The sequence below is a fragment of the Novosphingobium sp. ZW T3_23 genome (assembly GCF_044987305.1).
Taxonomy (GTDB): Bacteria; Pseudomonadota; Alphaproteobacteria; order Sphingomonadales; family Sphingomonadaceae; genus Novosphingobium.
Genome location: NZ_JBJDRF010000023.1, coordinates 12,508 through 37,055, shown reverse-complemented (window position 1 = coordinate 37,055; position 24,548 = coordinate 12,508). Strand labels below are relative to the sequence as shown.

The following is a 24,548-nucleotide window of genomic DNA, read 5'->3' as shown; positions in this document are numbered from 1 at the left end:
TGCAAGTCTTCGGAAAAACCAGGCATCCGAAGCCGTAACCCCTAGGCCCGAAATCACTGCAAATCGTGATCGGGCCTATCTAGGTAGAATCGCGTAAATTGGTTAAAATCGAGTTCATCCAGAAACCTGCGTGAACAGCGTGTGTTCGGCGATCACCCAGAGCGCGGCGGCCGAAATGGCGACACCGTAGGGGATCGGCAGGCGCGACTTCTGGCGGCGCATGATATGGCGGAACCCGAAGAGAAACAGCGCGACCAGTACGAGCGCCCCGACGGCCAGCATCCAGGTCTGCGGTATCGCGTGATGGATGGCCTCCAGTCGCTGCGGCGAAATCAACGGTCGGTGCATCGCCAGAGCATGGACGATGCTGCCCGCCAGCAGGACCCAGCCGATCGCGACGATCCAGCCGATCGCATCGCGAACGGTCTCGCCCCGCACCCGCTCCATGTTGAACGCGGCCATGGCGATGGAGGCGCCGCCGCCGATCATCGCCATGAGCACGATCACCTGCCCGAAGTGCGCCGGTGCAAACCAGAGCGCCAGCGCCGTGAGCAGCTTGACGTCGCCGCCGCCCATCTGGCGCAGGGCGAAAAGAACGCAGGCCACGGCGAAAGTGATCACGCAGAGCCCGACCTGCCAGGCGACCGCGCTCCAACCGAATCCCATCGACCACCACCATAGCGGCGCGGCCAGGGCGATCGCGAGATTGAGGGCGTTGTCTATCTCGCGGCGCTTGAGATCGGTGAAGGCTGCGACCAGCAGGGCGATTGCCAATGCCAGCAGCAATGCATACGAAAAGGCTCCGCCCGGCATCGTGTTTCCCCTAGGTCCGGGGCACGATCTAGCGGATACCGCTTACGAAACAGTAACCAAGTATCGAGGCCCAAGTCAGCCAGGTGACCATTCCCGCAACCGAGAGCAAGCCCGTCTCCAGCCATCCTTCGCCGTCCTTGAGCGACATCGCACGCGAGGCCGCCAAGGCGCGTCGGGCGATCCCCGAAGGCGTCGTCGAGAGTTTCTGGACCGGCCCGAGCGGACCGGAGCCCCTGCGCCGGATCGATTGGCCGGTAGCCGGAACGCGTGGCTCGATCCTGTTCCTGCCGGGGCGCGGGGACTGCTACGAAAAGTGGCTGGAAACGCTGGAGCAGTGGCACCTCGAGGGCTGGTCGGTCAGTTCGATCGACTGGCGCGGGCAGGCGCTCAGCGGCCGTCTCGGTTTCGACGCGACGACCGGACACGTTCCCGACTTCGACCTGTGGGTCGAGGATCTCGCGGCCTTCTGGAATGCATGGACCGCCGAACGGCCGGGGCCGCATGTGCTCGTGGGCCATTCGATGGGCGGACATCTCGCGCTGCGGGCTGTCGCGCAGGGCAAGGTCCGGCCGGATTCGCTTGTGCTCTCCGCGCCGATGCTGGGCATCCACCCCGCGTGGGTGCCGTCGGGGCTGCTCCACACCGTCGCGCGCGGAATCGTCGGGCTGGGCGATTCGCGTCGTCCGGCCTGGAAGCACAGCGAGAAGCCGGAGCTTCTTCCGCATGCCCGGTCGCGGCTGCTCACGCATGACAAGGCCCGTTACGCCGATGAGGACTGGTGGCGCGAACGGCGGCCGGGCATCGTCATGGGGCCGGCAAGCTGGGGCTGGATCGAACGGGCGCTGGCCTCGATCGGTCTGCTCGAAGCCAAAGGCGCGCTGGAAGCGGTGAAGGTGCCGGTACTGCTGCTGGCCACCCGCTATGACGGGCTCGTTTCCTGGCCGGCGATCCGGCGCGCCGCGCGCAGGCTGCCCCGGGCCGAGCTGATCGCCTTCGGGCACGAAGCCCGGCACGAAATCCTGCGCGAGAGCGATCCGGTGCGTGATCGGGCACTCGCGACCATTCGGGACTTCCTGAACCGGACCGCGCCCGTTAGGGGCTGACCCCCTATGGATGCGAGGTTCGATATCGTAGTGGTAGGCGCCGGCATGGCGGGCGCTTCGCTGGCCGCCCGGCTCGGAAAGCAGGCGCGCGTGCTTGTGATCGAGGCCGAGGAGAGCCCCGGCTACCATGCGACGGGTCGTTCGGCGGCATTCTGGACGGAGAGCTACGGCGGCCCGCAGGTCAAGCCGCTGACCACCGCCTCAGGCCCCGAACTGCACCGTCTGGGCGTCCTCACGCCACGCGGCGCGCTGACGATCGGCCGGACCGGACAGGAGCGCGAGATCGCTGCTTTTGCGCAGACCTACGGCGGGGTCGGCATTGCGGTAGAGCGGCTGGACCGTGCCGAGATCGCGGCACGCATTCCCGATCTCAAGCCGGAATGGACCTGCGGCGTGCTGGAGCCCAGCACCTGCGACATCGACGTGGCGGCGCTTCACCAGCACTACCTCGCCACCGCGCGCAAAGCGGGCGTGGCGCTATGGTGCCGCGCGGGCCTTGCAGCTGCCACGCGCGTTTCGGGCGGTTGGTCGCTCACGCTGGCCGATGGTCGCCGGATCGGTTGCGACGTGCTGGTAAACGCGGCAGGCGCCTGGGCCGATCCGGTCGCGCGCAAAGCCGGCATCAGGCCGCTGGGCGTCGCGCCCTATCGTCGCACCATTGCACAAGTCGCGATCGAGCCCCTCGCGCCGGATAGCTTGCCGCTGGTTCTCGATGTCGCGGGCGGGTTCTATTTCAAGCCCGAAAGCGGCCGCCTTTGGCTGAGCCCGCATGACGAGACGCCCAGTTCTCCCTGCGACGCCGCGCCAGAGGAAATCGACGTCGCGCTGGCGATCGACAGGTTCGAGCAAGTGGTCGATCGGCCGGTCCTGCGCGTGGAGCATCGCTGGGCGGGCTTGCGCTCCTTTGCGCCGGACCGGCTGCCGGTCTACGGTTTCGATCCGCAGGACGGTGCGTTTTTCTGGTTCGCCGGGCAGGGCGGCTTCGGCATTCAGACTGCCCCTGCTGCTGCCGTGCTGGGGGCGGGGCTGTTGTTGGGGGAGGTGATGGGTGAGGTTGATCCTGAGCCGTTTGGGGCGGGACGGCTTTTAGGGAAGTGAAGTCCTGGGGGATGATCCCCCAGACCCTCGGAATGTCGATGTTGCGCGCCGCCTATTGGTAGTGCGCTCCTTGCGGCGCAGCCAATAAGTCTCCCGACGCTGCCGTGGGCGCACAAGGCTGTCGGTCCGCGTGACTTCGACAGTCCCGGGGGTGCAGGGGGGCTAAGCTCCCCTGCTTTTCCTTTCCTTCACTCGTTATTCTCAGCCTGCGGACCCGTCACGCTACCCTTCCGCCCCGGCGCAACGAAGTGCCAGGCCAGCAGAACCGGCTCCAGCACGGCCATGCCCACGAAGATGCTCACCAGCCGGTGCACCGCAGGCATGATCTCTGCGTCGGCATAGGAATCTGGTACGAGCACGACGAGCACCGCGAGGGTGAACTGGAGCCCGAGGTAGGTCACGTTGGGCAGGCCATTCTCGATATGCCTGCCGATCACGATACCGAGGCAAGTGCCTGCGATCAGCACCGGCGCGCTGCCCTGGGCGAGCAGGAGCACCGCCAGTCCCAGCGCGCCGCCCGCGAGACAGCCCAGCGTGCGTTGGAACAGGCGGCGGGTAACGGGGGCGAAACCGCTCGCGCCGATGCCGCTGACGGGAACGATCATCACCGCCATCACGGTAACGGCGGCCTGGGCCATCTGCGGCAGCTGGAAAAGGGCGTGCAGCACCGGCAGCACGGCGATGGCGATCCCGGCCTGGACGGCATGGCGCGCGGCGTGAGGGTGCCACTTCATCCGGTCCGGCGCGGGCTTTCGACCGGCCAGCCATTTCCTGCCCGCAAGCGTGGCGGCGCAAAGGCTCACGATGACGCAGGCGGCGGTACCGGCGATCACTTCCAGCATACGCGTTTGCGCGAAGTGGATGGTGTCGAGGTCCGGGTGCTCCAGCTTGTCGAGCAGGATCATCTCGAAAGTCAGGCCGAACAGCAGCCAGGCATAGGCGCGCCGCGCGGTGATCATGCCGTAGAGGCCGACCGCGCCCACCAGCGCGGCGCTGACCATGGCGAGGGGCAGGGAATGGGCGGCATAGGGCACGATCGCAAGCGCCAGCAGCGATCCGATCGCGGTGCCGGCGATACGCATCGCACCGCGCAGGAGCGTCTCGGCGGTTTCGCTCTTGAGGAGGACGAAGGCGGTGAACGCCGCCCAGGCCACCACTTTCGCGCCGATCAGATGCGCGAAGAGGATCGCCAGCATGACCGACGCGACGCAGGCCCACTCGTCCGCCATGCGCGGGCCCGGCGTCACGAGGGCGCGCGCTTCCTCGCGTAGACGGCCGCGGATGACGGTCGATGAGGGGAAGCGAGGTTCGGGAGCAGGCAGCAGCGCGCTCCCGCTACTTTCCGGCGGCGACCGCCGCGTCGCTGGCGAGCTTATCCACGCGTTCGTTTTCTGCGTGGCCGGAGTGGCCGCGCACCCATTCCCAGTGGACCTTGTGGCGGGCGACCGCCTCGATCAGGTCATGCCAGAGATCGGCATTGCGCACCGGCTGCTTGCTGGCGTTGACCCAGCCCTTCTTTTTCCAGCCGTGGACCCACTTGGTGATCCCGTCGATCACGTACTTGCTGTCGGTCTGGAGCGTGATCTCGCAAGGCTCGGTAAGGGCATTGAGGCCCTTGATGACGGCCGTCATCTCCATGCGGTTGTTGGTGGTGTCGGGCTCGCCGCCCGACATCTCCTTTTCGTGGACGCCCATGCGCAGCAGCACGCCCCAGCCGCCGGGACCGGGATTGCCCTTGCAGGCGCCATCGGTGAAGATCTGTACCTGCTTCATGCCGCGAAAATACCGGAATTGGCCGGATCGGCATAGAATTCGAGACGGCGGGCGAAAGCCATGGGATCCTTGGGCGTGACGAGGGCGTCTTCCGGCGTGTTCAGCCAGTCGTAGGCGCGGGTTGCCAGGAAGCGGATCGCCGCACCGCGCGCCAGCAGCGGCAGGGCGGCGCGCTCGGCATCGGAGAGCGGGCGGACGGCTTCGTACCCTTCGATCAGGGCGCGCGACAGCTCGGGGAGGAACTGCGTGCCGTCATTGCTGAAGCACCAGGCCGTGTGGGTGACGACGACGTCATAGGCCAGCAGATCGGTGCAGGCGAAGTAGAAGTCTATCAGCCCGGTGACCCTGCTCCCCAGCATCAGTACGTTGTCGGTGAAGAGATCGGCATGGATCACGCCGCTCGGCAGGTCCGAGGGCCAATTTCCGCCCAATCGGGCCAATTCTCGTTCGACAAGTGCGCCGAGGTTCGGGTCTATCGATTCCAGCCCTTCGCGCGTGCAGTCGCCCAGCAGTTGCTGCCATGCCGGCAGGTCCAGCGAGTTCGCGCGCGATCGTCCGAAGTCCGCCGCGGCGAGGTGGATCTGCGCCAGCGCCGCGCCCACCGCGCGGGCTTGGGCGGGGGTCGGCTCGGAAACGGAAACGCCGGGCAGGAACTCGATCAGCGCCAGTGCCTTGCGGTTCTCGCCTTCGCCGATGAAGCGATGGCTGGCGCCGTCGCGGTCGTGCATGGTGCGCGGCACCGGGCAGTCGCGTGCGGCGAGATGGTCCAGCAGGTCGAGGAAGAACGGCAGTTCGGAAACGTCCGTCCGGCTCTCGTAGACGGTGAGGATGAAGCGCCGGGCTTCTTCTGCGTCTTGCGTCTCGATCAGCCAGTTGCTGTTGGACACGCCCTCTGCGATGCCCTTGGCCGAAACCAGCGTGCCGACGTCGAACGTCTCGACGATCGCGGACATTTCTTCCGCGCCAAGTCGGGTATAGACTGCCATGACTCTACTGGATTCCTTCAGCGGGCGAGCTGGCGCGGCAGCTTGAACGTGATGGTCTCCTCTGCGGTCACCCGTTCCTCGGATTCGACTTCGCGCAGTTCCTTGATCCGGGCGATCACTTCGTTGACCAGTTCCTCCGGCGCCGAGGCGCCGGCGGTCAGGCCCAGCGTTGCAATGCCTGCCAGCCATTCCGGTTCGATGTCTGCGGCGCGCTGGATCATCTGGCCGCGCGAGCCGGCACGTTCCGCCACTTCGACGAGGCGCAGCGAGTTCGAACTTTTGGGCGATCCGATCACCAGCACGAGTTCGCAATCGGGGGCGATCTGCTTGACTGCCGCCTGACGGTTGGACGTCGCGTAGCAGATGTCTTCCTGCTTGGGTGCCACCACCTGGGGAAAGCGTGTCTGGATCGCGGCGATGATCCCGGCGGTATCGTCCACCGACAGCGTCGTCTGCGACAGATAGGCAAGTTCGCAATCCGACGGAACATCGACGGTGGCGACATCCTCCACCGTCTCGATCAGGGTCATGTTGCCTTCGGGAACCTGACCGAACGTGCCGATCACTTCCGGATGGCCGGCATGGCCGATGAACAGGATGTGGCGACCGTCCGCAATCTGCCGTTCCGCCTGACGGTGGACCTTGCTGACCAGCGGGCAGGTCGCATCCAGCCAGTCGAGCCCGCGGGCCGTGGCCTTGGCCGGCACCGATTTGGGCACGCCGTGGGCGGAGAAGATCACCGGCACGCCATCCGGCACCTGGTCCACGCTTTCCACGAAGACCGCGCCCTTGGCCTTGAGATTGTCCACCACGTACTTGTTGTGAACGATTTCGTGCCGAACGTAGACCGGGGCGCCGTAGATTTCGATCGCCCGCTCCACGATTTCGATCGCGCGGTCCACGCCTGCGCAGAAACCGCGTGGTGCCGCGATCAACAGGCGAAGAGGCGTTCCAGAACGTGGGTTGCCGGAACGGGGCGGGTTCGGAGACGGAAAGGGCGCGTTCATGAATGGGGCTCTAGCGCTTTGCCGCTCGCACCGCTAGGGCAAGCCGACGTCTTCGAGGAACCTCACGATGAATGCACGCCGCCTGACTGCCACTGTCCTCTGCTCCGCCGCCGCGGTGTCCGCGCTGAGCGGTTGCGCCAAGAAGGGAGAGATCGTGGTCGATTCGGGCGTGGGCATCACCGCCGTGCGGTCTGCCTGTCCGGCTGTCGGGATTCCCGACTATACCGGCGACATGACGCTGTTCCGCGCCCCGAATGATCGCACCGCCGCCAATATCGACCTGGAAGCGGCCATGACGAACGTGCGCACCGTCTGCAACGAACAGGGGGGTGACAAGGTCTTCGCCAAGGTTGAGTTCGACGTGCTGGCGCGCCGGAACGACAAGCAGGGCGCTCGTCAGGTCACCTTGCCGTTCTTCGTCTCGGTCCTCCAGGGCGGAAGCGCGGTGGTTTCCAAGCGCGTCGGCCGTGTCACGCTCACTTTCGCGGATGGTCAGGATCGTGCGCAGGCCCATGCCACGGGATCGGCCTTCATCGACCGTGCCGCCGCCACGCTGCCTGCTGACATCCGCGAGAAGATCACGCGCAAGCGCAAGGCCGGCGATGCCGATGCCGCCGTCGATCCGCTGTCGGATCCCACTGTCAAGGCCGCCGTCGCCCGTTCGAGCTTCGAAGTGCTGATCGGCTTCCAGCTCGACGAGGCGCAACTGGCCTACAACGCCACACGCTGAGGGCCTGCTCCCACGGCTTCGGAATGATAGAGGCCCGGAGCGCTCCGGAGCCCTATGCGATGCGGCGATGCCTATGGCTCGCCGCATTCCCTGCGGTTTTTCATCGCTTGTCCGATCGCTTCCTGGGCGCCGCGCGCCAGAGCCTTGCGGTCCCGCCGATCCGCTTCGTCCAGCGGCTTCAGGAAGTGCAGGGTGACCCTGAGCGGCTTCGGGCGCGCGAGAATGCGCAGCGCGTTGTCGAGGCCCGGTTCATCGCCGATCCAGGCGATCTCGGCCGCTTCGCTGCCGTAGTCGATCCAGACCGGCTGGGCGGCGATGTCCGCGTCGTCCGTGCCGATGGCGGATAGTAGCGACGACTTGAACGGCAGCAGCGTGATGCCGTCGGAGGTGGTGCCTTCGGGGAAGATCGTCAGCGCGCCCGTTTCCCGCAGTGCCTGGCGGACCTGCTCCACTTGCGCGGAAACCGTGCTGCGGCGATGGCGTGCGATGAAGATGGTATCGTTGAGCGCGCAAAGCCAGCGCAGAGGCGCAAATCCGGCCAGCCCGTCATGCGCGACGAAGGCGGTTCGCGTGACGCCCGATAGCGCGGGGATATCCAGCCAGCTTACATGATTGGCAAGGAAGAAGGTGTTCGAGCGGGAGCGCGTACCTTCCACTGCGACGCGAAGTCCGCTGATGACACCTACCAGCTTCAGGAAGAACGGCGGCACGGGATTGCGCTTCACGACGGGAGCGAAAAGATAATATGCGGGGACGCATGTCGCCAGCAGCACAAGCAAACACAAAAGGCGGACCGCTACCAAGGGCCATGCCCAGGGTGCGATCCGCCTTTTCATGAAGGAAGCCTTGGCCGCAGCCTCGGCGTTCACTTGCGCTTTTCGCCTTCCTCGCGGTCGATCCGCACTCCGAAGAGTTCCATGCGGTGGTCGACCAGACGGAAGCCGAGCTTTTCCGCGATCTGGCGCTGAAGCGATTCAAGCTCGGGATCGACGAATTCGATCACCTGGCCGGATTCGACGTCGATCATGTGGTCGTGATGCGCTTCCGGCGCCGCTTCGTAGCGGGCGCGACCGTCACCGAAATCATGGCGGTCCAGAATGCCGGCTTCCTCGAAGAGGCGCACGGTGCGGTAGACGGTGGCGATCGAGATACCCGGATCCAGCGCGGTGGCGCGTTCGTGGAGCTTCTCCACATCGGGGTGGTCGGTACTCTCGGAAAGCACTCGGGCAATGATGCGGCGCTGTTCGGTGATCCGAAGGCCGCGTTCAGCGCAGAGCGCTTCGAGGTCGATAGGTTGATGCACGTTTGACCCGTATCAATGAAAAGGCACGGCAACCTAGATAGGCTGCCGTGCCCATAATCACAACCGCAGAACGTCGATCGGGAAGACCGACGTTTCTCGTTGGACGCCTTATGCGGCGACCGTCTTGGGCTTGCGGCCGCGGCGCGCGTTGGGCTTGCGGCCCAGGCCGATCTTCTTGGCCAGTTCGCGGCGCTTCTCGGCATAGTTGGGAGCGACCATCGGATAGTCCGCGGGCAGGTTCCAGCGCGCGCGATACTCTTCCGGGGTCATGTTATAGTGCGTCATCAGGTGGCGCTTCAGCATTTTCAGCTTCTTGCCGTCTTCAAGGCAGACGATGTAGTCCGGCTTGACCGAAGCGCGAACCGAAACGGCGGGTTCCGGCTTTTCTTCTTCGACGACGGGCGCACCGCCAAGTCCGGCGAGGGCGCCGTAGACATTGGTGATGAGTGCGGGAAGATCTTCGACGCCGACGCTGTTGTTGCTGACGTGGGCGGCGACGATGTCTGACGTGAGCGTGATCAACGTCTCGTTGGCATCAGCCTGGATGTTTTCCATTATTTTACGACCTCTTTATTGCGACCATTTCTGGAATCGGCGGCCATTTAAGGCCTGCCCGTTTGCTCTGAACCATTTTGACCTAAAGTTCAAGATCGATTCAAAGTCGTCCCTATTTGCGACAGTTGTAACGGCAAAGAGGATGAGCAATATTTTGAGTGTCTTGGAGGCTATGCGTATATTTCAGACTATATCGCAAGCAAAGGTAAGTGCGTCGATTCTATTGCCCGCCGGTGTACGATAGTATTCCTTGCGTTCACCGATCTGATAAAAGCCGAATCCGGAATAAAGCGATTGTGCCGGATTTCCTTTTCTCATCTCCAGCAGCAAGCGTTTAGCTCCGCGTCCGGCGGCGGCAAGTTTAAGCGCATCCAGTATGGATCGACCAAGTCCCAGCCGGCGATATTCGGGCGCCACGGCCAGAAGCAGCAGTTCTTCTTCCTCGTATCCGGTGCGGGATAGCGAAAAGCCCGCCGCGGCTTCCGGTTCGACAACGGCTTTTCCTTCGACGGAGATCAGGAAATAGTGGCAGTTGCCGAAGGCGAGCGCATCTTCCACTTGCCGGCGGTTCCACGCTTCGCCCCATGCCGGATCGAAGGAACTGGCCATGACTGCCATGATCCGGTCGAGATCGTCGATCATCCGTAGGTCAGACCTGCGGTCCGGGGCGTCCGCCTGGCAGGCGCGCGTCGGGCGCGCGGCCATAGAGCGGGCGGATGTCGGCTGACAGGGCCTTGGGTGGCAGCAGCGGGAAAGCGCGGGCGTCGGGCCAGATCGGCAGCGCCGTACCGCTGCCCCGTGCCGCGACCAGCGCCTCTGCCTGGGTGCCGGCGATGACGTCCTCGACCATCTCGGCTGCGGCGTCGGGGCGCAGCGAGGCAAGCGAATTTCCGGGCGTCCCGTCGGCGGCAAAGGCTTGTACGAACCATTCGCCGTGGCCGCCGGTCATGGCGACGCCGATGGGGACGGCGCCCGCCCCTTCGCCAGCCATCTGATCGCGCGCGATGGCCGCCACCAGGGAAAGCGTGGAATAACCGAGCACGTTCGAGCCCCAGGCCAGCGCCAGGGCGCGCCCGGCGGCAAGGCCCACGCGCACGCCGGTAAAGCTGCCGGGACCAAGCGCGACGACGATGCGTCCGGCCCGGCCCCGATCGGGCAGGGCGGCGATCATCGGCACCAGCGCTTCGGCGTGACCGCGCCCGAGCATGCGGAAATCGCCCGCGAGCAGGGTTTCGCCATCGAAAAGCGCGACCGAGCAGGCTTCGGTCGCGCTGTCGATCACCAGTGTCCGGCCGTCGAAAGCCTCCCCCGTAGTCCCTTTCATGATCACCGTCCCTTTGGCGGTCAGGCCGCGCGGACTTCGGTGACTTCGGGAACGTAGTGCTTCAGCAGGCTCTCGATGCCATGCTTCAGCGTGGCGCTGGACGAGGGGCAGCCCGAACAGGCACCCTGCATGGCGAGATAGACCACGCCATCGCGATAACCGCGATAGACGATGTCTCCACCGTCGTTGGCAACGGCGGGACGCACGCGGGTTTCGATCAGCTCCTTGATCTGTTCGACGATGTCGGCATCGGCGGGATCGTCGCCATAGTCAGCCTCGTCCTCGATCGGGACCGAGAAGCCGCTGGCATCGCCGCCGGCAAAGAGCGGCGCTTCCGAAACGAAGTGATCCAGCAGGATCGAGACGACCTGGGGCTTGAGGTCCGACCATTCCACGCCGGGCGCGGCGGTGACGGAAACGAAGCCCTGGCCGAAGAATACGCCCGTGACGTCGCCAAGGTCGAACAGCGCCTGCGCCAGCGGCGAGGCCTCGGCGTCCTCTGGCGAGGTGAATTCGCGGGTGCCGGCCGTCATGACCTGCCGTCCGGGCAGGAACTTGAGCGTGGCGGGGTTGGGCGTGGCTTCGGTTTCGATGAACATGATCCACGCGATTTAGGTGTTGGTGAGATAGGGTCAAGTCCACAAGGTGCAATTGACTTTGCGCGAGGCGGGAACAAGGCTGCGTTCTCGCTCATTTCACGCCGCGACTTTCCATCCCGGAACTGCCGCCCACCATCCATTGGCGCTATTCACTGGCCCTTAATCGAACCGGAACCTATACCCCTCCCGATGACGAAATCTTCGCGCGCCGCCCGCTCGCTCGCCTGCTTGCTTCTGCTGGCTCCCCTCCCGGTTCAGTCCGTTCTCGCGCAAGTGCCGAACGCGCCGGCTCCGGCACCGGAAACGCTGCCCGGCGATCGCGATCCGTGGCTTTATCGCGGCAGCGACATTCCGCGCGATCCGGAGTGGCATTTCGGCGAACTTTCCAACGGCCTGAAGTATGCGGTGCGCCGCAACGGCGTGCCGCCGGGGCAGGTGTCCATCCGTATCCGCGTCGATGCCGGTTCGCTTTACGAAACCGATTCGGAGCGGGGCTATGCGCACTTGCTGGAACACATGCTGTTCCGGCAGTCGAAATATATCCCCGAGGGCACGGCGATCGCCGCCTTCCAGCGCCTGGGCGCGACTTTCGGCAGCGATACCAATGCAGTCACCTCCACCACGCAGACGGTGTTCAAGCTCGACCTGCCCAATGCCACGCCGACCTCTCTGGACGAGACATTCAAGCTGATGAGCGGCATGGTGACGGCGCCCACGCTCTCGGCTTCCAACCTCAAATCGGACCTGCCGATCGTTCTTGCTGAAATGCGCGAGCGCGGCGGGGCGGCGAAGCGCGTGCAGGACGCGATGCAGCAGACGCTCTACGCCGGGCAGCCGCTCTCGGTTCGCGAGCCTATCGGCACCGTAGAGACGCTTACTTCCGCGACGCCGGACTCGGTGCGGGCTTTCTATTCGCGCTGGTATCGCCCGGACAACGTCGCCGTGATCGTCGCCGGCGATGCGGATCCGGCCACGCTGGAAAGCTACGTGAAGAAGTGGTTCTCCGACTGGAAGGCCAGCGGAAAGCTGAGCACGGCGCCCAGCTTCGGCGATCCGGTGGCGCCGAAGGGCGCCGATGCCAGGAACCCGATCGGCGAAACCAAGGTGCTGGTCGAGCCCGACCTGCCGCCGTCGCTGATGTATGCGATCCTGCGGCCCTGGCGCCAGGTCACCGACAATGTCGTCTACAATCAGGGCCTGATGGTCGATTCGATCGCCCAGGCCGTCATCAATCGCCGCCTGGAATCCAAGGCGCGCGCAGGGGGCAGCTTCCTTTCCGCATCGGTGAACCAGGACGATGTCTCGCGCTCGGCCGATGCCACTTTCGTGTCGGTGACGCCGCTCGGAGAAGACTGGCAGGCAGCGCTGCGCGATGTCCGCGCGGTGATCGCCGATGCCATGACGAAACCGCCAACGCAGGCCGAGATCGACCGCGAGGTGGCCGAGCTGGACGTGGCCTTCCAGGTGCCGGTCGAACAGCAGCGCATCCTTCCGGGATCGAAGCTGGCCGACGACATGGTCAATGCCCTCGACATCCGTGAGACGGTGGCCGCGCCGAACGACGTGCTGCGCATCTTCCGCGAATCCAAGCACCTGTTCACGCCTGCGGACGTGCTCAAGCACACGCAGCAGCTGTTCAACGGCACGGTCACACGCGCGCTGTTCACCACTCAGAAGCAGGACGGTGCTACCGACGAAACGCTGCGCACCGCGCTGCTCCAGCCGATCAAGCCCGACGCTTCGGTCCGCACCGCAGGCAACGAGAAGCCGGTGTCGTTCGAGAAGCTTCCTGCGATCGGCGCACCGCACAAGGCCACCGCGCAGACCCCGACTGGCCTGCTCGACATCGAGCAACTGACATTCGCAAATGGCGTCAAGGCGCTGCTCTGGCCGGTTCAGGAGGAACCGGGCCGGGTTACCGTCAAGGTTCGTTTCGGCGGCGGCAAGCGTTCGATCGCGCCGCAGGATGCGCCCTACATTGCGCTTGGCGAATTCGCGCTCGTCGGCTCGGGCCTCGCCACGCTCGGCCAGGAAGACCTCGACCGCATCTCCACCGGGCGCAAGATGGGCTTCGACTTCGAGGTGCAGGATGCCAGCTTCCAGTTCCAGGCGGAAACCCGCCCGCAGGATCTGGCCGACCAGCTCTATCTCTTCGCCGCCAAGCTCGACCTGCCGCGCTGGGATCCGCAGCCGCTGGTCCGCGCGAAGGCCGCCGCGAAGATCCAGTACGCCACTTATGCCACCTCGCCCCAGGGCGTGCTGAACCGCGATCTGGAGTTCTATCAGCGCGGACAGGATCCCCGCTTCGCCACGCCCAAGCCCGAGGCGATCGAAAAGACGACGGCCGCCGGCTTCAAGAAGGTGTGGAGCAAGGCTCTCACCAGCGGCCCGGTCGAAGTGCAGATCTACGGCGATTTCGACAAGGCTTCGACGATCACGGCGCTGGAAAAGACCTTCGGCGCCCTGAAGGCGCGCACGCCGGCGCCATCCACGGCCGATCCGGCGGCGGTTACCGTGCCCAAGCCTTCGGATGTTCCGATCGTCCTCAAGCACCACGGCGATCCGGATCAGGCAGCTGCCGTGATCTCCTGGCCGACCGGCGGTGGTTCCGTGGGCATCCGCGAATCGCGCCAGCTCGAAATCCTCACGCAGCTGTTCACCAACCGCCTGCTTGATGCCGTGCGCGAGAAGCTGGGCGTGTCTTATGCGCCTTACGTCTATTCGCAGTGGCCGGTCGACCTGGCGGCGGGGGGTTCGATCACTGCCATGGCGCAGCTCGATCCGAAGTCCACCACGGTGTTCTTCCAGACCGCCGACGAGATCGCGCAGAACCTCATCAACAATCCGCCGACCGCGCAGGAACTGGCGCTTGTCACCGAACCGATGCGCCAGCAGGTGACGCGCGCGGCATCCAGCACTTCGTTCTTCATGGGCCAGCTCGAAGGGGCGACTTACGATCCCTCGCGGATCGGCACCGTCCGCACGATCCTTTACGACTACACGGCCACCACCCCGCAGCAGATGCAGGCGCTCGCCGCCCGTTATCTCGGGACGAACAACTCGTGGAGGCTGGAGGTCATGCCGGAAAGCAAGGCCGTGGGCGCGGTGGCGGCGAAGTAATGCTCGCCGTTTCATCGCATGGCCGTGAAAACTACGCCGGGGCGCAATCGATCACGCTGATCGGCTAAACCGGCTTTGCAAAAATTACTCGGGGGCGCTAAAGGCGCCCCTTGTTTTGCGGTTCTTGCCGGTTTGGCCTTGTGCATGTGGCGCAGGGAGAGAAGGCGAAGGAACCGCCGGGAGTATGTGACGTGGCTAGCAATTGGACCCCGGAAAGCTGGAAGGCTCAGGAAGCCCGCCATCTTCCGGTATATGGCGACGCGGAGAAGCTGGGCGAGGTCGAGGCCACCCTTGCGAAGTTTCCGCCGCTGGTCTTTGCGGGCGAAGCGCGTGCTCTGAAGGCGGATCTGGCAGAGGTCGCCGCCGGTCGCGGCTTCCTGCTCCAGGGCGGTGACTGCGCCGAGAGCTTCGCGGAATTCAGCGCCGACAACATTCGCGACACCTTCCGCGTGCTGCTCCAGATGGCGGTCGTGCTGACCTTCGCCAGCAAGCAGCCGGTGGTTAAGCTGGGCCGTATGGCCGGCCAGTTCGCCAAGCCGCGCTCGGCGCCGACCGAAATGGTGGGCGGCGTGGAGATGCCCAGCTACTTCGGGGACATCATCAACGGCATCGAAGGCAACGCCGAAGCGCGTCGCAACGATCCCGAGCGGATGCTGCGCGCCTACACGCAGTCCTCGGCGACACTGAACCTGCTGCGCGCCTTCGCGCATGGCGGCTATGCGAACCTGCGCCAGGTGCACCAGTGGACGATGGACCACATCAACCGCAGCCCCTGGGGCGAGAAGTTCGAGCAGATGGCCGATCGCATCGGCGAGGCGCTCGACTTCATGGCCGCCTGCGGCGTGGACCCGAGTTCGGTTCCGCAGCTTCAGGGTACCGAATTCTACACCAGCCACGAAGCGCTGCTGCTGCCTTACGAGGAAGCGCTGACCCGCCGCGATTCGTTGACGGGCGACTGGTACGACTGTTCGGCCCATATGCTGTGGATCGGAGATCGCACCCGCTTCGAAGGCTCGGCCCATGTCGAGTACCTGCGCGGCGTCGGTAACCCGATCGGCATGAAGTGCGGACCCAGCCTTGAGCCCGACGCGCTGCTGCGGATGCTCGATACGCTGAACCCGGGCCGCGAGCCGGGCCGCATGACGCTGATCAGCCGCTACGGCTACGACAAGGTCGAGGCCGGCCTGCCGAAGCTGGTGCGCGCGGTGAAGGCGGAAGGTCATCCGGTGGTATGGTCGTGCGACCCGATGCACGGCAACGTCATCAAGACCGACACCGGCTTCAAGACCCGTCCCTACGACCGCATCCTGGCCGAAGTGCGCGGCTTCTTCGCCGTCCACCGGGCAGAGGGCACGCACGCGGGCGGCATCCATATCGAGATGACCGGACAGGACGTCACCGAATGCACCGGCGGCGCCATCGCCATCACCGACGAGGCGCTGAAGGACCGCTACCACACCCATTGCGACCCGCGTCTCAACGGCGCGCAGTCGATCGAACTCGCTTTCGAGCTGGCAGACCTGCTCAACCTGGAAGCGACCGAGCGGCAGAAGCAGGCGGCCTGATCCGTCGCTTTCGGGAACATTGCTCGACGAACATCGGGGGGCGGGGAGGCAACAGCTTTCCTGCCCTTTTCGTTGATGGGGTCAGTCCAGCAGGCGTTCCCGGACTCTCGCCTGCTGCAAGGCATGGCGCAAGGACGCGATGATTTCCGCCTGGCGCCGGATTACCGAAGCCGCCTGGAGCATCGACCGGGAGCCGAGGGCAAGGTCGTTAGCGGGATCGGCAAGCGCGGCCCATGCCTCAAGGGTCTGCGCCAGTTCCTCGGCTTCCGCTTGGTCCACCGTCCTCTCCTGATCCGAACTTCTACCGGGATGTTCGTGGAGGGGGTATTTCGCGCCCGGCGCGCTCGGATCGACGTCTTATCTGCGAACGGCTGTCTCGATCGGACGAACGACATGGTGATGCGGATTTAGAGCGGTTGATCCGGTTGCACCGGATCAACCGCTCTAAGTTTCTGGTTTGCCGCATTTTCCGAGTCATCAGGTGATTCCACCTGATTAGAAAATGCTCTAAAGCGGCAATCGATTTTCCTTAAGGCCAAGGCAGCAATCCGGCATCTCGGCGCTTGACCGCTCGAAAGGCACGAGCCACCAAACGCAGGCATGAACAAGACCATCCGGGCCGCAGCCTTCAGAACCGCCGCAATCCTCGCCTCTGCACCGCTCGCGCTTGTCGCGGCGCAGCTTTCGGCGCAGGCCGCTGACGTATCGACACCCACGATGATGAACGAGCAGGTCGCCTCGTACGATTGGGTGCGCCCTCAGGCAGACTACATCCGGCGTGAAGCGATGATCCCGATGCGGGATGGCAAGAAGCTCTACACCGTCATCGTCATGCGCAAGGGCACGCAGGACGGCCCGATCCTGCTCAGCCGCACGCCCTACAATGCCGGCGGCATGACCAGCCGCAATCGCAGCCAGAAGATCGAGGAAATCCTGCCCGTCATGGACGCGGATTTCGTCAACGACGGCTATATCCGCGTCTACCAGGACGTGCGCGGGCTGGACGGGTCCGAAGGCGACTATGTGATGAACCGTCCGCTGCGCGGGCCGCTCAACAAGACCAGGGTCGATCACGCCACCGACGCCTATGACACCATCGACTGGCTGGTGAAGAACGTGAAGGAGAGCAACGGCAAGGTCGGGATTACCGGCTCGTCCTATCTTGGCTTCACCTCGCTCATGGCGCTGATCGATCCGCATCCGGCGCTCAAGGCGTCCGTGCCGCAGAGCCCGATGGTCGATGGCTGGATGGGCGACGACTGGTTCCACAACGGCGCGTTCCGCATGTTCGGCTTCGACTACGACCTCGGCCAGACGGTCAAGAAGGGCGGCGGCGCGGTTCCGAAGGGCACGGGCGACGAATACCAGGCCTATCTCGAAGCCGGTTCGGCCCTCGAATATGCCAGGGCTTACGGCCTCACTGACCTGCCGGTGGTTCGCAAGGTGCTGGAGCATCCCAGCTATGACGCCTGGTGGCAGGGGCAGGCAGTGGACAAGCTGCTCGGCGCCCGCAAACTGACGGTGCCGACCATGCTGGTCGTGGGCCAGTGGGACCAGGAGGACAGCTACGGCGCCCCGGCGGTCTACCAGGCGCTCAAGGCGAACGGCACGCCCAGCGACATGGTGAGCGTTGCCATCGGCCCCTGGCGACACTCGCAGGTCAACTACGAGGCGCGCGAACTGGGCCCGCTCAAGTGGGAAGGGGATACCGGCGCGCAATTCCGCCGTGGCTACATGAAGCCGTTCCTCGACTGCCACCTCAAGACCGCCGCTCCGAAATGCGACACGCCCCCGGTCGTGACTTATGCGACGGGAACGAACCGCTGGGAAGTCTCGCCGTCCTGGCCCGCAGGCACCTATACGCCGCTCTACCTTGCCGCGAACTACGGCCTTTCGTGGAGCAAGCCTGGTTCGGGAAGCGACAGCTATGTCTCCGACCCCGCCAAGCCGGTGCCGATGCTGCCGCGCCCCGTCCACATGCAGGGCGAGGAGTGGAAGACTTGGCTCGTGCATGACCAGCGCTTCGTCGATGGCCGTACGGATGTGCTCAGCTACACCACCGGCGTGCTCGACAAGCCCGTCCACATCAAGGGGGCGCCGAAAGTCGAACTCCACGCCTCCACCAGCGGCCGCGACAGCGACTTCGTGGTCAAGCTGATCGACGTCTATCCGCAGGAGAATTCCGCCAATCCGCAACTGGCGGGCTACCAACTGGGCATCGGCATCGAGATCTTCCGCGGCCGCTATGTGAACGGTTTCGACAAACCGCAGCCGCTCGAACCGGGCAAGGGCTATGCCTTCCGCTGGTCTCTGCCCAATGTCGACCACGTGTTCCTGCCGGGCCACAAGATCATGGTGCAGGTGCAGTCGAGCCTGTTCCCGCTTTACGACCGCAACCCGCAGTCGTGGGTCCCCTCGATCATGGAAGCCAAGGCGAGCGACTATGTGAAGGCGACAGAAACGGTGACCTATGGCGGCGAAGCGGCCAGCGCCGTGTGGCTGCCGGTGGCGCAAGACTGACGAACATGGCGTCGTCCCGGACTTGATCCGGGACCGCTGGCCTCGCGTCACCCGGCTCCCGGCTGGGCTCGCCCCCGCAAGCTTGCGCCTAAAGGACTGCCAGCGGTCCCGGATCAAGTCCGGGACGACGGTCTTCTGCCGTCAGCTTTCTCCGAACAATTCCCGCTGCGAAGACTCGATCTCCTCGAAGTACCGCCTTCGCGCATGGCGTTCGCTCACCACGCCCACGACTTTGCCGACGCCGTCCACCACCGCCAGTTCGTCCGCTACCGCCACGTCGAACGCCTTGATCATGGCGCGGATGTCGGTGGTGGGAGAGAGCGTCGTGCGCTTCAGGGTCGCCAGCGAGCCGATCTCTCCGTCCTGCGGCAGTTCGGGATTGTAGGCCGAAGACGTGGTGACGATCCCGGCGTAGTGATCGTCCGCGTCGAGCAGGATTGCCTTGCTGGCAGAACCCAGTGGCACCCGAGCGCGGAAGTCCGCGATGGAGAGCGTCGCGGGCGCCGAAATCCAGTCCTTGCGCATGATCCGCCCCGCCGTGAGGCTGAGCATCCAGCCGATGTCGCGCGGAGAGCGGATGATCGAGCCGCGAATGTGCAGCCGCCAGGTCGAGAACGAATAACCGAACATCTCGCGCGTGAAGGCGCTGGAGACGAGCGAGGCCGTCAGCACCACGCCCATCAGTGCAAAGTCGTGCGTGGTCTCCAGCATGAGCATGGCGAGCGTCATCGGGCCGCCGACGATGGAGACGGCAAGCGCGCTCATCCCCACGAGGGCGGACTGGGTGGGATCGAGTTCGATGCCGAGCGGCAGCATCTGCACGGCGGCGGCAAAGATCAGGCCGACCAGCGAGCCCAGGAACAGCGAGGCGAAGAACAGGCCGCCGCGAAAGCCGAAGCTCAGGGAGATCACCGATGCGGCGATCTTGAGCGCCAGCACCATGAGCAGGAAATGGATCGCGGGCTGGGTGGCGAGATTGAGATGCATCGCACCATGTCCCGCCGAGAGGGACTGCGGCGATATCCATGCGAGCGGCATGAGCAGCAATCCGCCAACCAGGGGCTTCCAGCGGGCGAAGCGGGTGAAGCGCTGGACGTGGATCTCGGTAGAGGTCACCAGCCGCATGATCAGGATGCCCACGAGTGCGCAGACCAGCCCGAGCACGGCGTAGACGAAATAGTCTCCGGTCGTCAGGTTTCGGGCGCTGGACGCGGCGATCAGGTAGGGCTCGACGCCGAGTTCGCGGGTGATGAAGGCGGCGCCAAGGGCCGCGGCAATCACCGGCGCGATGGCAGAAGGCGTGTAGGTGCCGATCACGATCTCGAAGGCGTAGAAGGCACCGGCCAGCGGAGCGCCGAAGGCCGCACCCACGGCGGCGCCCGCGCCGGCTCCCACCAGTGTGCGCATATCCGCGCGGCGCAGCTTGAACCACTGGCCAAGCACCGAGGCGACGCCGCCGCCCATCTGCGCATAGGCCGCCTCCAGCCCCACCGAGGCGCCCGCGCCGTTGGAGATGATGGTCTGGGCGGAGATGATGAGGTTGTCGATGAACGGTATCCGTCCGCTGTGCAGGGCATTGGCCTCCACTACGTCGATCGGGGCGCGGCGGCGGCGGCGCAGCAGATAGGCAAGACCGATCAGCACCAGGCCGCCGAAGGGCAGAGCCAGCAGTCTCCACGGATGGCGAATTTCGCCGAGTGCGCTGAGGCGGTTGCCTTCGATCGCGTAGAAGAGCTGTTGCAGGGCGTGGGCCAGGAAGCCCTGGAGGTTGGTCAGCCACCCCGCCGCGATGCCCGCCAGCACGGCGAGCACGATGAAGGCCAGTTCACTCTCGCGCATGCGCTGCCGCTGGCGGATGACCAGGGCTTTCAGGGCGTTAACGGCGGGACGTCGCATCGTCTATCGATTGCGCTTTCGGGCGCGGGACTGTCAAGGCGGGTATCGGAGCGAAGGAGGAGAAAAGCGAGCGTCTGCCAAGGGCGAGAGGCAAAGCACTCCGTCGTCCCGGACTTGATCCGGGACCGCTGGCAGTGCTTCAGGCGCTTTTCCGAGAGCTGGGCGAAGCTAGGCCAGCGGTCCCGGATCAAGTCCGGGACGACGAGCAGCTTCCTCCCCGTCGCGCTGGAACCGCAATCTTCAATCCCGCAGGCGGCTCATTTCGGCGGCATGCGAATACCGCCGTCGAGCCGGATGCACTGGCCGTTGAAATAGGTGTTGCGTGCCAGTTCCAGCACGAACGAGGCGAATTCCTCAGGTTTGCCGAGACGCTTGGGGAAGGGAACCGCCTTGCCGAGCCCCTCGTAGACCGCCTCGTTCATCTCTTTCACCCGCAGCATCGGCGGCGTCGCGAAAGTGCCGGGGAGGATCGCGTTTACGCGAATGCCCAGATCCATGAGGTCGCGGGCCATCGGCAGCACCATGGCGTTCACCGCGCCCTTGCCGCCGCCATAGGCGACCTGTCCGATCTGCCCGTCCTGCGAGGCGGCGGAGGAGGTCAGGATGATGCAGCCGCGTTCGCCGTCCTCGTTCAGCGGATCGGCGCCTGCCATGCCCAGCGCCGCGATCGCGGCGACACGGTAGGAGGCGGTGAACACGCCTTCCGCCGTTTTCGCGATCTGTTCGGTGGCCATGCGCTTGAAGCCGCCGGTTGCCTTGTCGAAGGAGACGGTCTTTCCGCCGCCTGCGACGACGGCGCAGTGGACGACGACGCGTTCCTGTCCGTGGGCGGCGCGAGCCTTGGCGAAGCCCGCCTCCACGCTGTCTTCGTCGAGGATGTTCACCTGGCAGAACACGCCGCCGATCTCGGCCGCGAAAGCTTCGCCGGCTTCCTCGCTGATGTCGAAGATCGCCACTTTCACGCCGGCTTCGGCCAGAGCCCTGGCGCTTGCCCTGCCGAGGCCCGATGCGCCGCCGGTGACCACGGCGGCCAGCGTGTTGTCGATCTTCATGGCGAAGCATTCTCCCGCGATTCGTGTTTGCATCGGGCTAGCCCAGATCGCGGCACCAGTGCGTCAGGGGAATGCCCCTGCCGGGCAAGTATCGCTCCGGCGCGAAGGCGCGGCGGGCTTGCGCGGATTGCCGATAGTGCTGCACCTTCGGCCGGGCACGGCGCGGGCGCTAATGGAAAAGCGCTGGGAACAGACCATGCGGGAGAGCGAGATGGCCGAAGGAGATGTGGTGCTCGACACCAGCGACGTCGACAAGTGGGTGGGCAAGCCCGTCATCTTCGCCGAGTTCTGGGATCCTTGCAACGCCACCGACATCCGCCGCTGGGCGCAGGCGATGGACTATGCCAACCCGCTCCACTGGGACGAGGACTTCGCCCGCGCCAGCCGCTTCGGCGGCTTGGTGGCGCCGCAGAGCTTCACCGTGGCGATGGACTATGGACACGGTTGCCATCCTTCTTGCGTCGGTCGGATTCCGGGCTCTCACCTGATCTTCGCGGGAGAGGAATGGTGGTTTTACGGAAATCCCGTCCGCCCCGGTGACAAGCTGACGCAGGAGCGTACGTTCGCGGGCTATCGCATTGCCGAGACGGGCTTTGCCGGGCCCACGATGTTTGCCGACGGCGATACCGTCCATCGCAACCAGCACGGCGCTCTCGTCGCCAAGGAGCGGGCGACCTCGATCCGGTATCTGGTGGAAGAGGCGAACCGTCGCAAGGTCTACGACAAGGACAGCCGTGCTCCCAAGCTATGGACCAGGGCCGAACTGGACGAGGTGGCGCGGGTGCGGTTGGACTGGATCAAGTCCGGCCGTGACGGCGTGTCTCCGCGCTGGAGCGCGGTGAACGTGGGCGACAGGCTGCCGCGCCGCGTGATCGGGCCGCATAGCCGGGTGACGTTCGCGCTGGAATGCCGTGCGCACCGGCAGAACATCTGGGGCACCTGGCGCTGGAACGCGCCGGAAGGAGTGCACGATCCGGCCCAGGAGGATGCCGGTTTCGGCGGCGACATGACTTACGATTTCCAGGCCCGCAGGATAGACCCAAGGCAGGGAGACGGCCTGTTCCACGGGCCCAGCTCAGGCCATATCAATCCCGAGAAGGCGGAAAAGGTCGGCATGGGCGGGGCCTATGGCTATGGCTCGTCGATGAACGCATGGCACCTCGACACCGTGGCCTACTGGGCCGGGCACGAAGGCTATATCTGGCACTCCAAGACCCAGTTCCGCAGTCCCGCCTTCGAAGGCGACGTGACTTACGTCGATGCCGAAGTGGTGGACAAGCAGGAGACCAGCGCCTTCGGCATGGCGGTGGTGACGGTGGAGACCCGGATGACGACGCAGGACGGCGCCACGATCCTCAAGGGGACGGCCCAAGTCTCCTTGCCACTATAAAAGGCCTCCCTGCCACTGTAGCGCGTCAGGCGGCGCGGATCCTTGCCGTGGACGGATCGCCGATCTGGAACCGGCCGGCCTGTTCCGCCAGGGTCGTTGCATCCGAGATCAGGGTGCGCGCTGCGGCGGAGGTCTGCTCGACCATGGCGGCGTTCTGCTGCGTGGTGCGGTCCATCATGCCGACCGTCGTGCTGACTTCCGAGATGGCGGTGGCCTGTGCATCGTTGTCGCGCGCCATGGTCTCGACGAGCGCATGGACGCGTCCCACTTCCCCGGCGATCGTCTCCAGCGAAAGACCCACCCGGGAGACGGTCTCCACGGCCTGGTCGATCTCTGTCCGGGTGGCGGAAAGGCCGTTGCGGGCCTTGCGGGCTTCCTCCTCGGCGCGCATGGCCAGCGATCCCACGAGGTCGGCGACGACTGCGAAACCGCGTCCGGCGCTGCCGGCCCGTCCGGCTTCGACCGCCGCATTCATGGCGAGGACGCGGGTCTGGAAGGCGATCTTGTCGACGCCTTCGATCACGGCGTCGATACCGCGAGCGCTTTCATGCACGACGTGCATGGCCTGCACCGCGTTTCCGGCAACCTCGCGTCCCTGCTCTACCGAACCGAGCGCCTCGCCGGCGATGCCGAGGGTTTCCATCGCGCCCGAGGCGGTGGCCTTCACGCGTTCTTCTACCCTGACGAGGGTCGCCGCCGTTTCCTCGAGGTTGGCGGCGCTGCTTTCGGTGCGCTTGGCGATATCGGCAGAGGCCCGCGCGATCGCGCCGGATTCGCCGTGGATGGCGTTAGATGTGGTCACGACCGCGCCGATCGTATCGCGCAGGTTCGCCAGGCTGCGGTTGTAGGAGTTCTTGAGCGAGAGGAACCCGGCAGGCAGATCGTCGATGTCATGGAGAAGGTCTCCGGCGGCAAGGCGCGACATCGCCTTGTCCAGCGCGGCGATGGCCTGGTTCCGCTCGGCCTCGGCTTCCTCGAAATAGATCGAGATCGACAGGTCCATGTCGAGCATGGCGGCCTTCATCAGCGCGCGGCTGAGCTTGCCGGGGCTGACGCGGCGGGTGAACAGGCGCCAGGGGCTGGCGCTGCGCTCGACCGCGGCCATGATCTCCTCAAGGATCAACGCATATCCGCCGATGTACCAGCGCGGCTCCAGGCCGATCCTGGCATGGACTTTGCCGATGCGGGTGACGGCGGCGTAGTAGTCCGCATCGAAGCGGCCGGTGGCGATGCCCATCCAGTGCCCGACTTGCGCGCTCTTGGCCGCGTCTATGTGCGCATCGCCGCGGAACATCCGGGCCATGGCGGGGGTAGCGCGGACCCGGCGATAGAAATGTTCCAGGGCGGGCTGGATGCAAGCGCGGAGAAGGGGTTGCGCGGCGGTAAGGACACGACGCTGCGCAGCATCGAATTCGAGGAACTCCAGACGTTCCTCGACGGTCTTGACTGTCAATTTCAACTCCTGCCCGGCGGATCGCATCCGGCCGTGAAATCGTTTTCTTTCGATATTATAGAGCGATCGGCCGGCGATCGGGCGCTTTCGCGGGGCTTTTTCGGCTCCGACCCAACAGGGCGCCGACAGTAGCTGTGTCTGGCCAAACAAACGAACTCGCGTTCTCCCGATGTGAAACGGCTCTTTTCAAGACGAGATCGCGCGATCGACACGGGTCTTTTCGAAATTCCCACCGCACCGTGTCAAACCGATCGAACGCTG

Annotated in this window: 22 protein-coding genes; 7 read left to right on the top strand and 15 right to left on the bottom strand. The window is 65.2% G+C overall.

All coding sequences use genetic code 11. The features are described from left to right. Positions 1-114: 114 nt before the first annotated feature. Positions 115-813 (bottom strand): prepilin peptidase, encoded by a 699-nt coding sequence (locus tag ACI3K3_RS13255; RefSeq protein WP_404914383.1) that lies wholly within the window; start codon positions 811-813, stop codon positions 115-117. Positions 814-950: 137 nt separating this feature from the next. Here ACI3K3_RS13255 and ACI3K3_RS13250 point away from each other — a divergent pair, with 137 nt between their 5' ends. After that, on the top strand, positions 951-1,916 hold the full coding sequence (locus ACI3K3_RS13250) for an alpha/beta fold hydrolase (protein WP_404914457.1): 966 nt from the start codon (positions 951-953) through the stop codon (positions 1,914-1,916). Between the two features lie 6 nt (positions 1,917-1,922). Beyond that, positions 1,923-3,014 (top strand): NAD(P)/FAD-dependent oxidoreductase, encoded by a 1,092-nt coding sequence (locus tag ACI3K3_RS13245; protein WP_404914381.1) that lies wholly within the window; start codon positions 1,923-1,925, stop codon positions 3,012-3,014. 188 nt (positions 3,015-3,202) lie between these two features. Here ACI3K3_RS13245 and ACI3K3_RS13240 read toward each other — a convergent pair whose 3' ends face one another. The 4 genes from ACI3K3_RS13240 to ispH form a co-directional block, all read right to left on the bottom strand. Next, the gene (locus ACI3K3_RS13240) at positions 3,203-4,261 is read right to left on the bottom strand and encodes an FUSC family protein (protein ID WP_404914379.1); all 1,059 of its coding nucleotides are present in this window, start codon (positions 4,259-4,261) and stop codon (positions 3,203-3,205) included. 88 nt (positions 4,262-4,349) lie between these two features. After that, a complete protein-coding gene (gene rnhA / locus ACI3K3_RS13235; RefSeq protein ID WP_404914377.1) occupies positions 4,350-4,787 on the bottom strand; it encodes a ribonuclease HI in 438 nt (145 codons plus the stop codon). After that, positions 4,784-5,773 (bottom strand): homoserine kinase, encoded by a 990-nt coding sequence (thrB, locus tag ACI3K3_RS13230; RefSeq protein WP_404914375.1) that lies wholly within the window; start codon positions 5,771-5,773, stop codon positions 4,784-4,786. Before thrB ends, rnhA begins: the two co-directional genes overlap by 4 nt. A gap of 17 nt (positions 5,774-5,790) precedes the next feature. Further along, positions 5,791-6,780 (bottom strand): 4-hydroxy-3-methylbut-2-enyl diphosphate reductase, encoded by a 990-nt coding sequence (gene ispH, locus ACI3K3_RS13225; RefSeq protein WP_404914373.1) that lies wholly within the window; start codon positions 6,778-6,780, stop codon positions 5,791-5,793. A 67-nt stretch (positions 6,781-6,847) separates the two neighbouring features. On the opposite strand from ispH, the gene ACI3K3_RS13220 reads away from it, so the two are divergent. Continuing rightward, positions 6,848-7,510 (top strand): hypothetical protein, encoded by a 663-nt coding sequence (locus ACI3K3_RS13220; RefSeq protein ID WP_313438946.1) that lies wholly within the window; start codon positions 6,848-6,850, stop codon positions 7,508-7,510. Between the two features lie 71 nt (positions 7,511-7,581). On the opposite strand, the gene ACI3K3_RS13215 is transcribed toward ACI3K3_RS13220, so the two are convergent. The 6 genes from ACI3K3_RS13215 to ACI3K3_RS13190 all read right to left on the bottom strand — a co-directional run bounded on the left by ACI3K3_RS13215 (position 7,582) and on the right by ACI3K3_RS13190 (position 11,291). Next, the gene (locus tag ACI3K3_RS13215) at positions 7,582-8,235 is read right to left on the bottom strand and encodes a lysophospholipid acyltransferase family protein (protein ID WP_404914371.1); all 654 of its coding nucleotides are present in this window, start codon (positions 8,233-8,235) and stop codon (positions 7,582-7,584) included. Positions 8,236-8,375: 140 nt separating this feature from the next. After that, on the bottom strand, positions 8,376-8,813 hold the full coding sequence (locus ACI3K3_RS13210) for a Fur family transcriptional regulator (RefSeq protein ID WP_086492770.1): 438 nt from the start codon (positions 8,811-8,813) through the stop codon (positions 8,376-8,378). 108 nt (positions 8,814-8,921) lie between these two features. Next, positions 8,922-9,368 (bottom strand): MucR family transcriptional regulator, encoded by a 447-nt coding sequence (locus ACI3K3_RS13205; protein ID WP_086492771.1) that lies wholly within the window; start codon positions 9,366-9,368, stop codon positions 8,922-8,924. Positions 9,369-9,551: 183 nt separating this feature from the next. Continuing rightward, positions 9,552-10,010 carry a GNAT family N-acetyltransferase gene (locus ACI3K3_RS13200; protein WP_404914368.1) on the bottom strand — a complete coding sequence of 153 codons (459 nt, stop codon included), beginning with the start codon at positions 10,008-10,010 and terminating at the stop codon, positions 9,552-9,554. Positions 10,011-10,017: 7 nt separating this feature from the next. Then, the gene (gene tsaB / locus ACI3K3_RS13195) at positions 10,018-10,692 is read right to left on the bottom strand and encodes a tRNA (adenosine(37)-N6)-threonylcarbamoyltransferase complex dimerization subunit type 1 TsaB (RefSeq protein WP_404914366.1); all 675 of its coding nucleotides are present in this window, start codon (positions 10,690-10,692) and stop codon (positions 10,018-10,020) included. 20 nt (positions 10,693-10,712) lie between these two features. Next, the gene (locus ACI3K3_RS13190; RefSeq protein WP_404914364.1) at positions 10,713-11,291 is read right to left on the bottom strand and encodes a NifU family protein; all 579 of its coding nucleotides are present in this window, start codon (positions 11,289-11,291) and stop codon (positions 10,713-10,715) included. A gap of 189 nt (positions 11,292-11,480) precedes the next feature. Between ACI3K3_RS13190 and ACI3K3_RS13185 the strand changes: the two genes are divergently transcribed. Both ACI3K3_RS13185 and ACI3K3_RS13180 read left to right on the top strand, forming a co-directional pair. Next, a complete protein-coding gene (locus tag ACI3K3_RS13185) occupies positions 11,481-14,411 on the top strand; it encodes a M16 family metallopeptidase (RefSeq protein ID WP_404914362.1) in 2,931 nt (976 codons plus the stop codon). Positions 14,412-14,602: 191 nt separating this feature from the next. After that, entirely contained in the window at positions 14,603-15,976 is a 1,374-nt protein-coding gene (locus ACI3K3_RS13180; RefSeq protein WP_404914360.1) for a class II 3-deoxy-7-phosphoheptulonate synthase, read from the top strand. 81 nt (positions 15,977-16,057) lie between these two features. Here the strand turns inward: ACI3K3_RS13180 and ACI3K3_RS13175 are convergent, their stop codons facing one another. After that, a complete protein-coding gene (locus tag ACI3K3_RS13175) occupies positions 16,058-16,255 on the bottom strand; it encodes a hypothetical protein (protein ID WP_404914358.1) in 198 nt (65 codons plus the stop codon). Positions 16,256-16,576: 321 nt separating this feature from the next. On the opposite strand from ACI3K3_RS13175, the gene ACI3K3_RS13170 reads away from it, so the two are divergent. Then, positions 16,577-18,496, top strand: a complete 1,920-nt coding sequence (locus ACI3K3_RS13170) for a CocE/NonD family hydrolase (protein WP_404914356.1) — start codon at positions 16,577-16,579, stop codon at positions 18,494-18,496. Between the two features lie 141 nt (positions 18,497-18,637). On the opposite strand, the gene ACI3K3_RS13165 is transcribed toward ACI3K3_RS13170, so the two are convergent. Further along, positions 18,638-20,392, bottom strand: coding sequence for a chloride channel protein (locus ACI3K3_RS13165; protein WP_404914354.1), 1,755 nt, complete (start codon positions 20,390-20,392; stop codon positions 18,638-18,640). Between the two features lie 257 nt (positions 20,393-20,649). Next, complete coding sequence (locus ACI3K3_RS13160; protein ID WP_404914352.1) at positions 20,650-21,444, bottom strand: SDR family oxidoreductase; 795 nt, start codon at positions 21,442-21,444, stop codon at positions 20,650-20,652. Between the two features lie 211 nt (positions 21,445-21,655). Between ACI3K3_RS13160 and ACI3K3_RS13155 the strand changes: the two genes are divergently transcribed. Next, positions 21,656-22,834 carry a MaoC family dehydratase N-terminal domain-containing protein gene (locus ACI3K3_RS13155; protein WP_404914350.1) on the top strand — a complete coding sequence of 393 codons (1,179 nt, stop codon included), beginning with the start codon at positions 21,656-21,658 and terminating at the stop codon, positions 22,832-22,834. A gap of 25 nt (positions 22,835-22,859) precedes the next feature. Here the strand turns inward: ACI3K3_RS13155 and ACI3K3_RS13150 are convergent, their stop codons facing one another. After that, positions 22,860-24,287 (bottom strand): protoglobin domain-containing protein, encoded by a 1,428-nt coding sequence (locus ACI3K3_RS13150; RefSeq protein ID WP_313438909.1) that lies wholly within the window; start codon positions 24,285-24,287, stop codon positions 22,860-22,862. Positions 24,288-24,548: the final 261 nt, after the last annotated feature.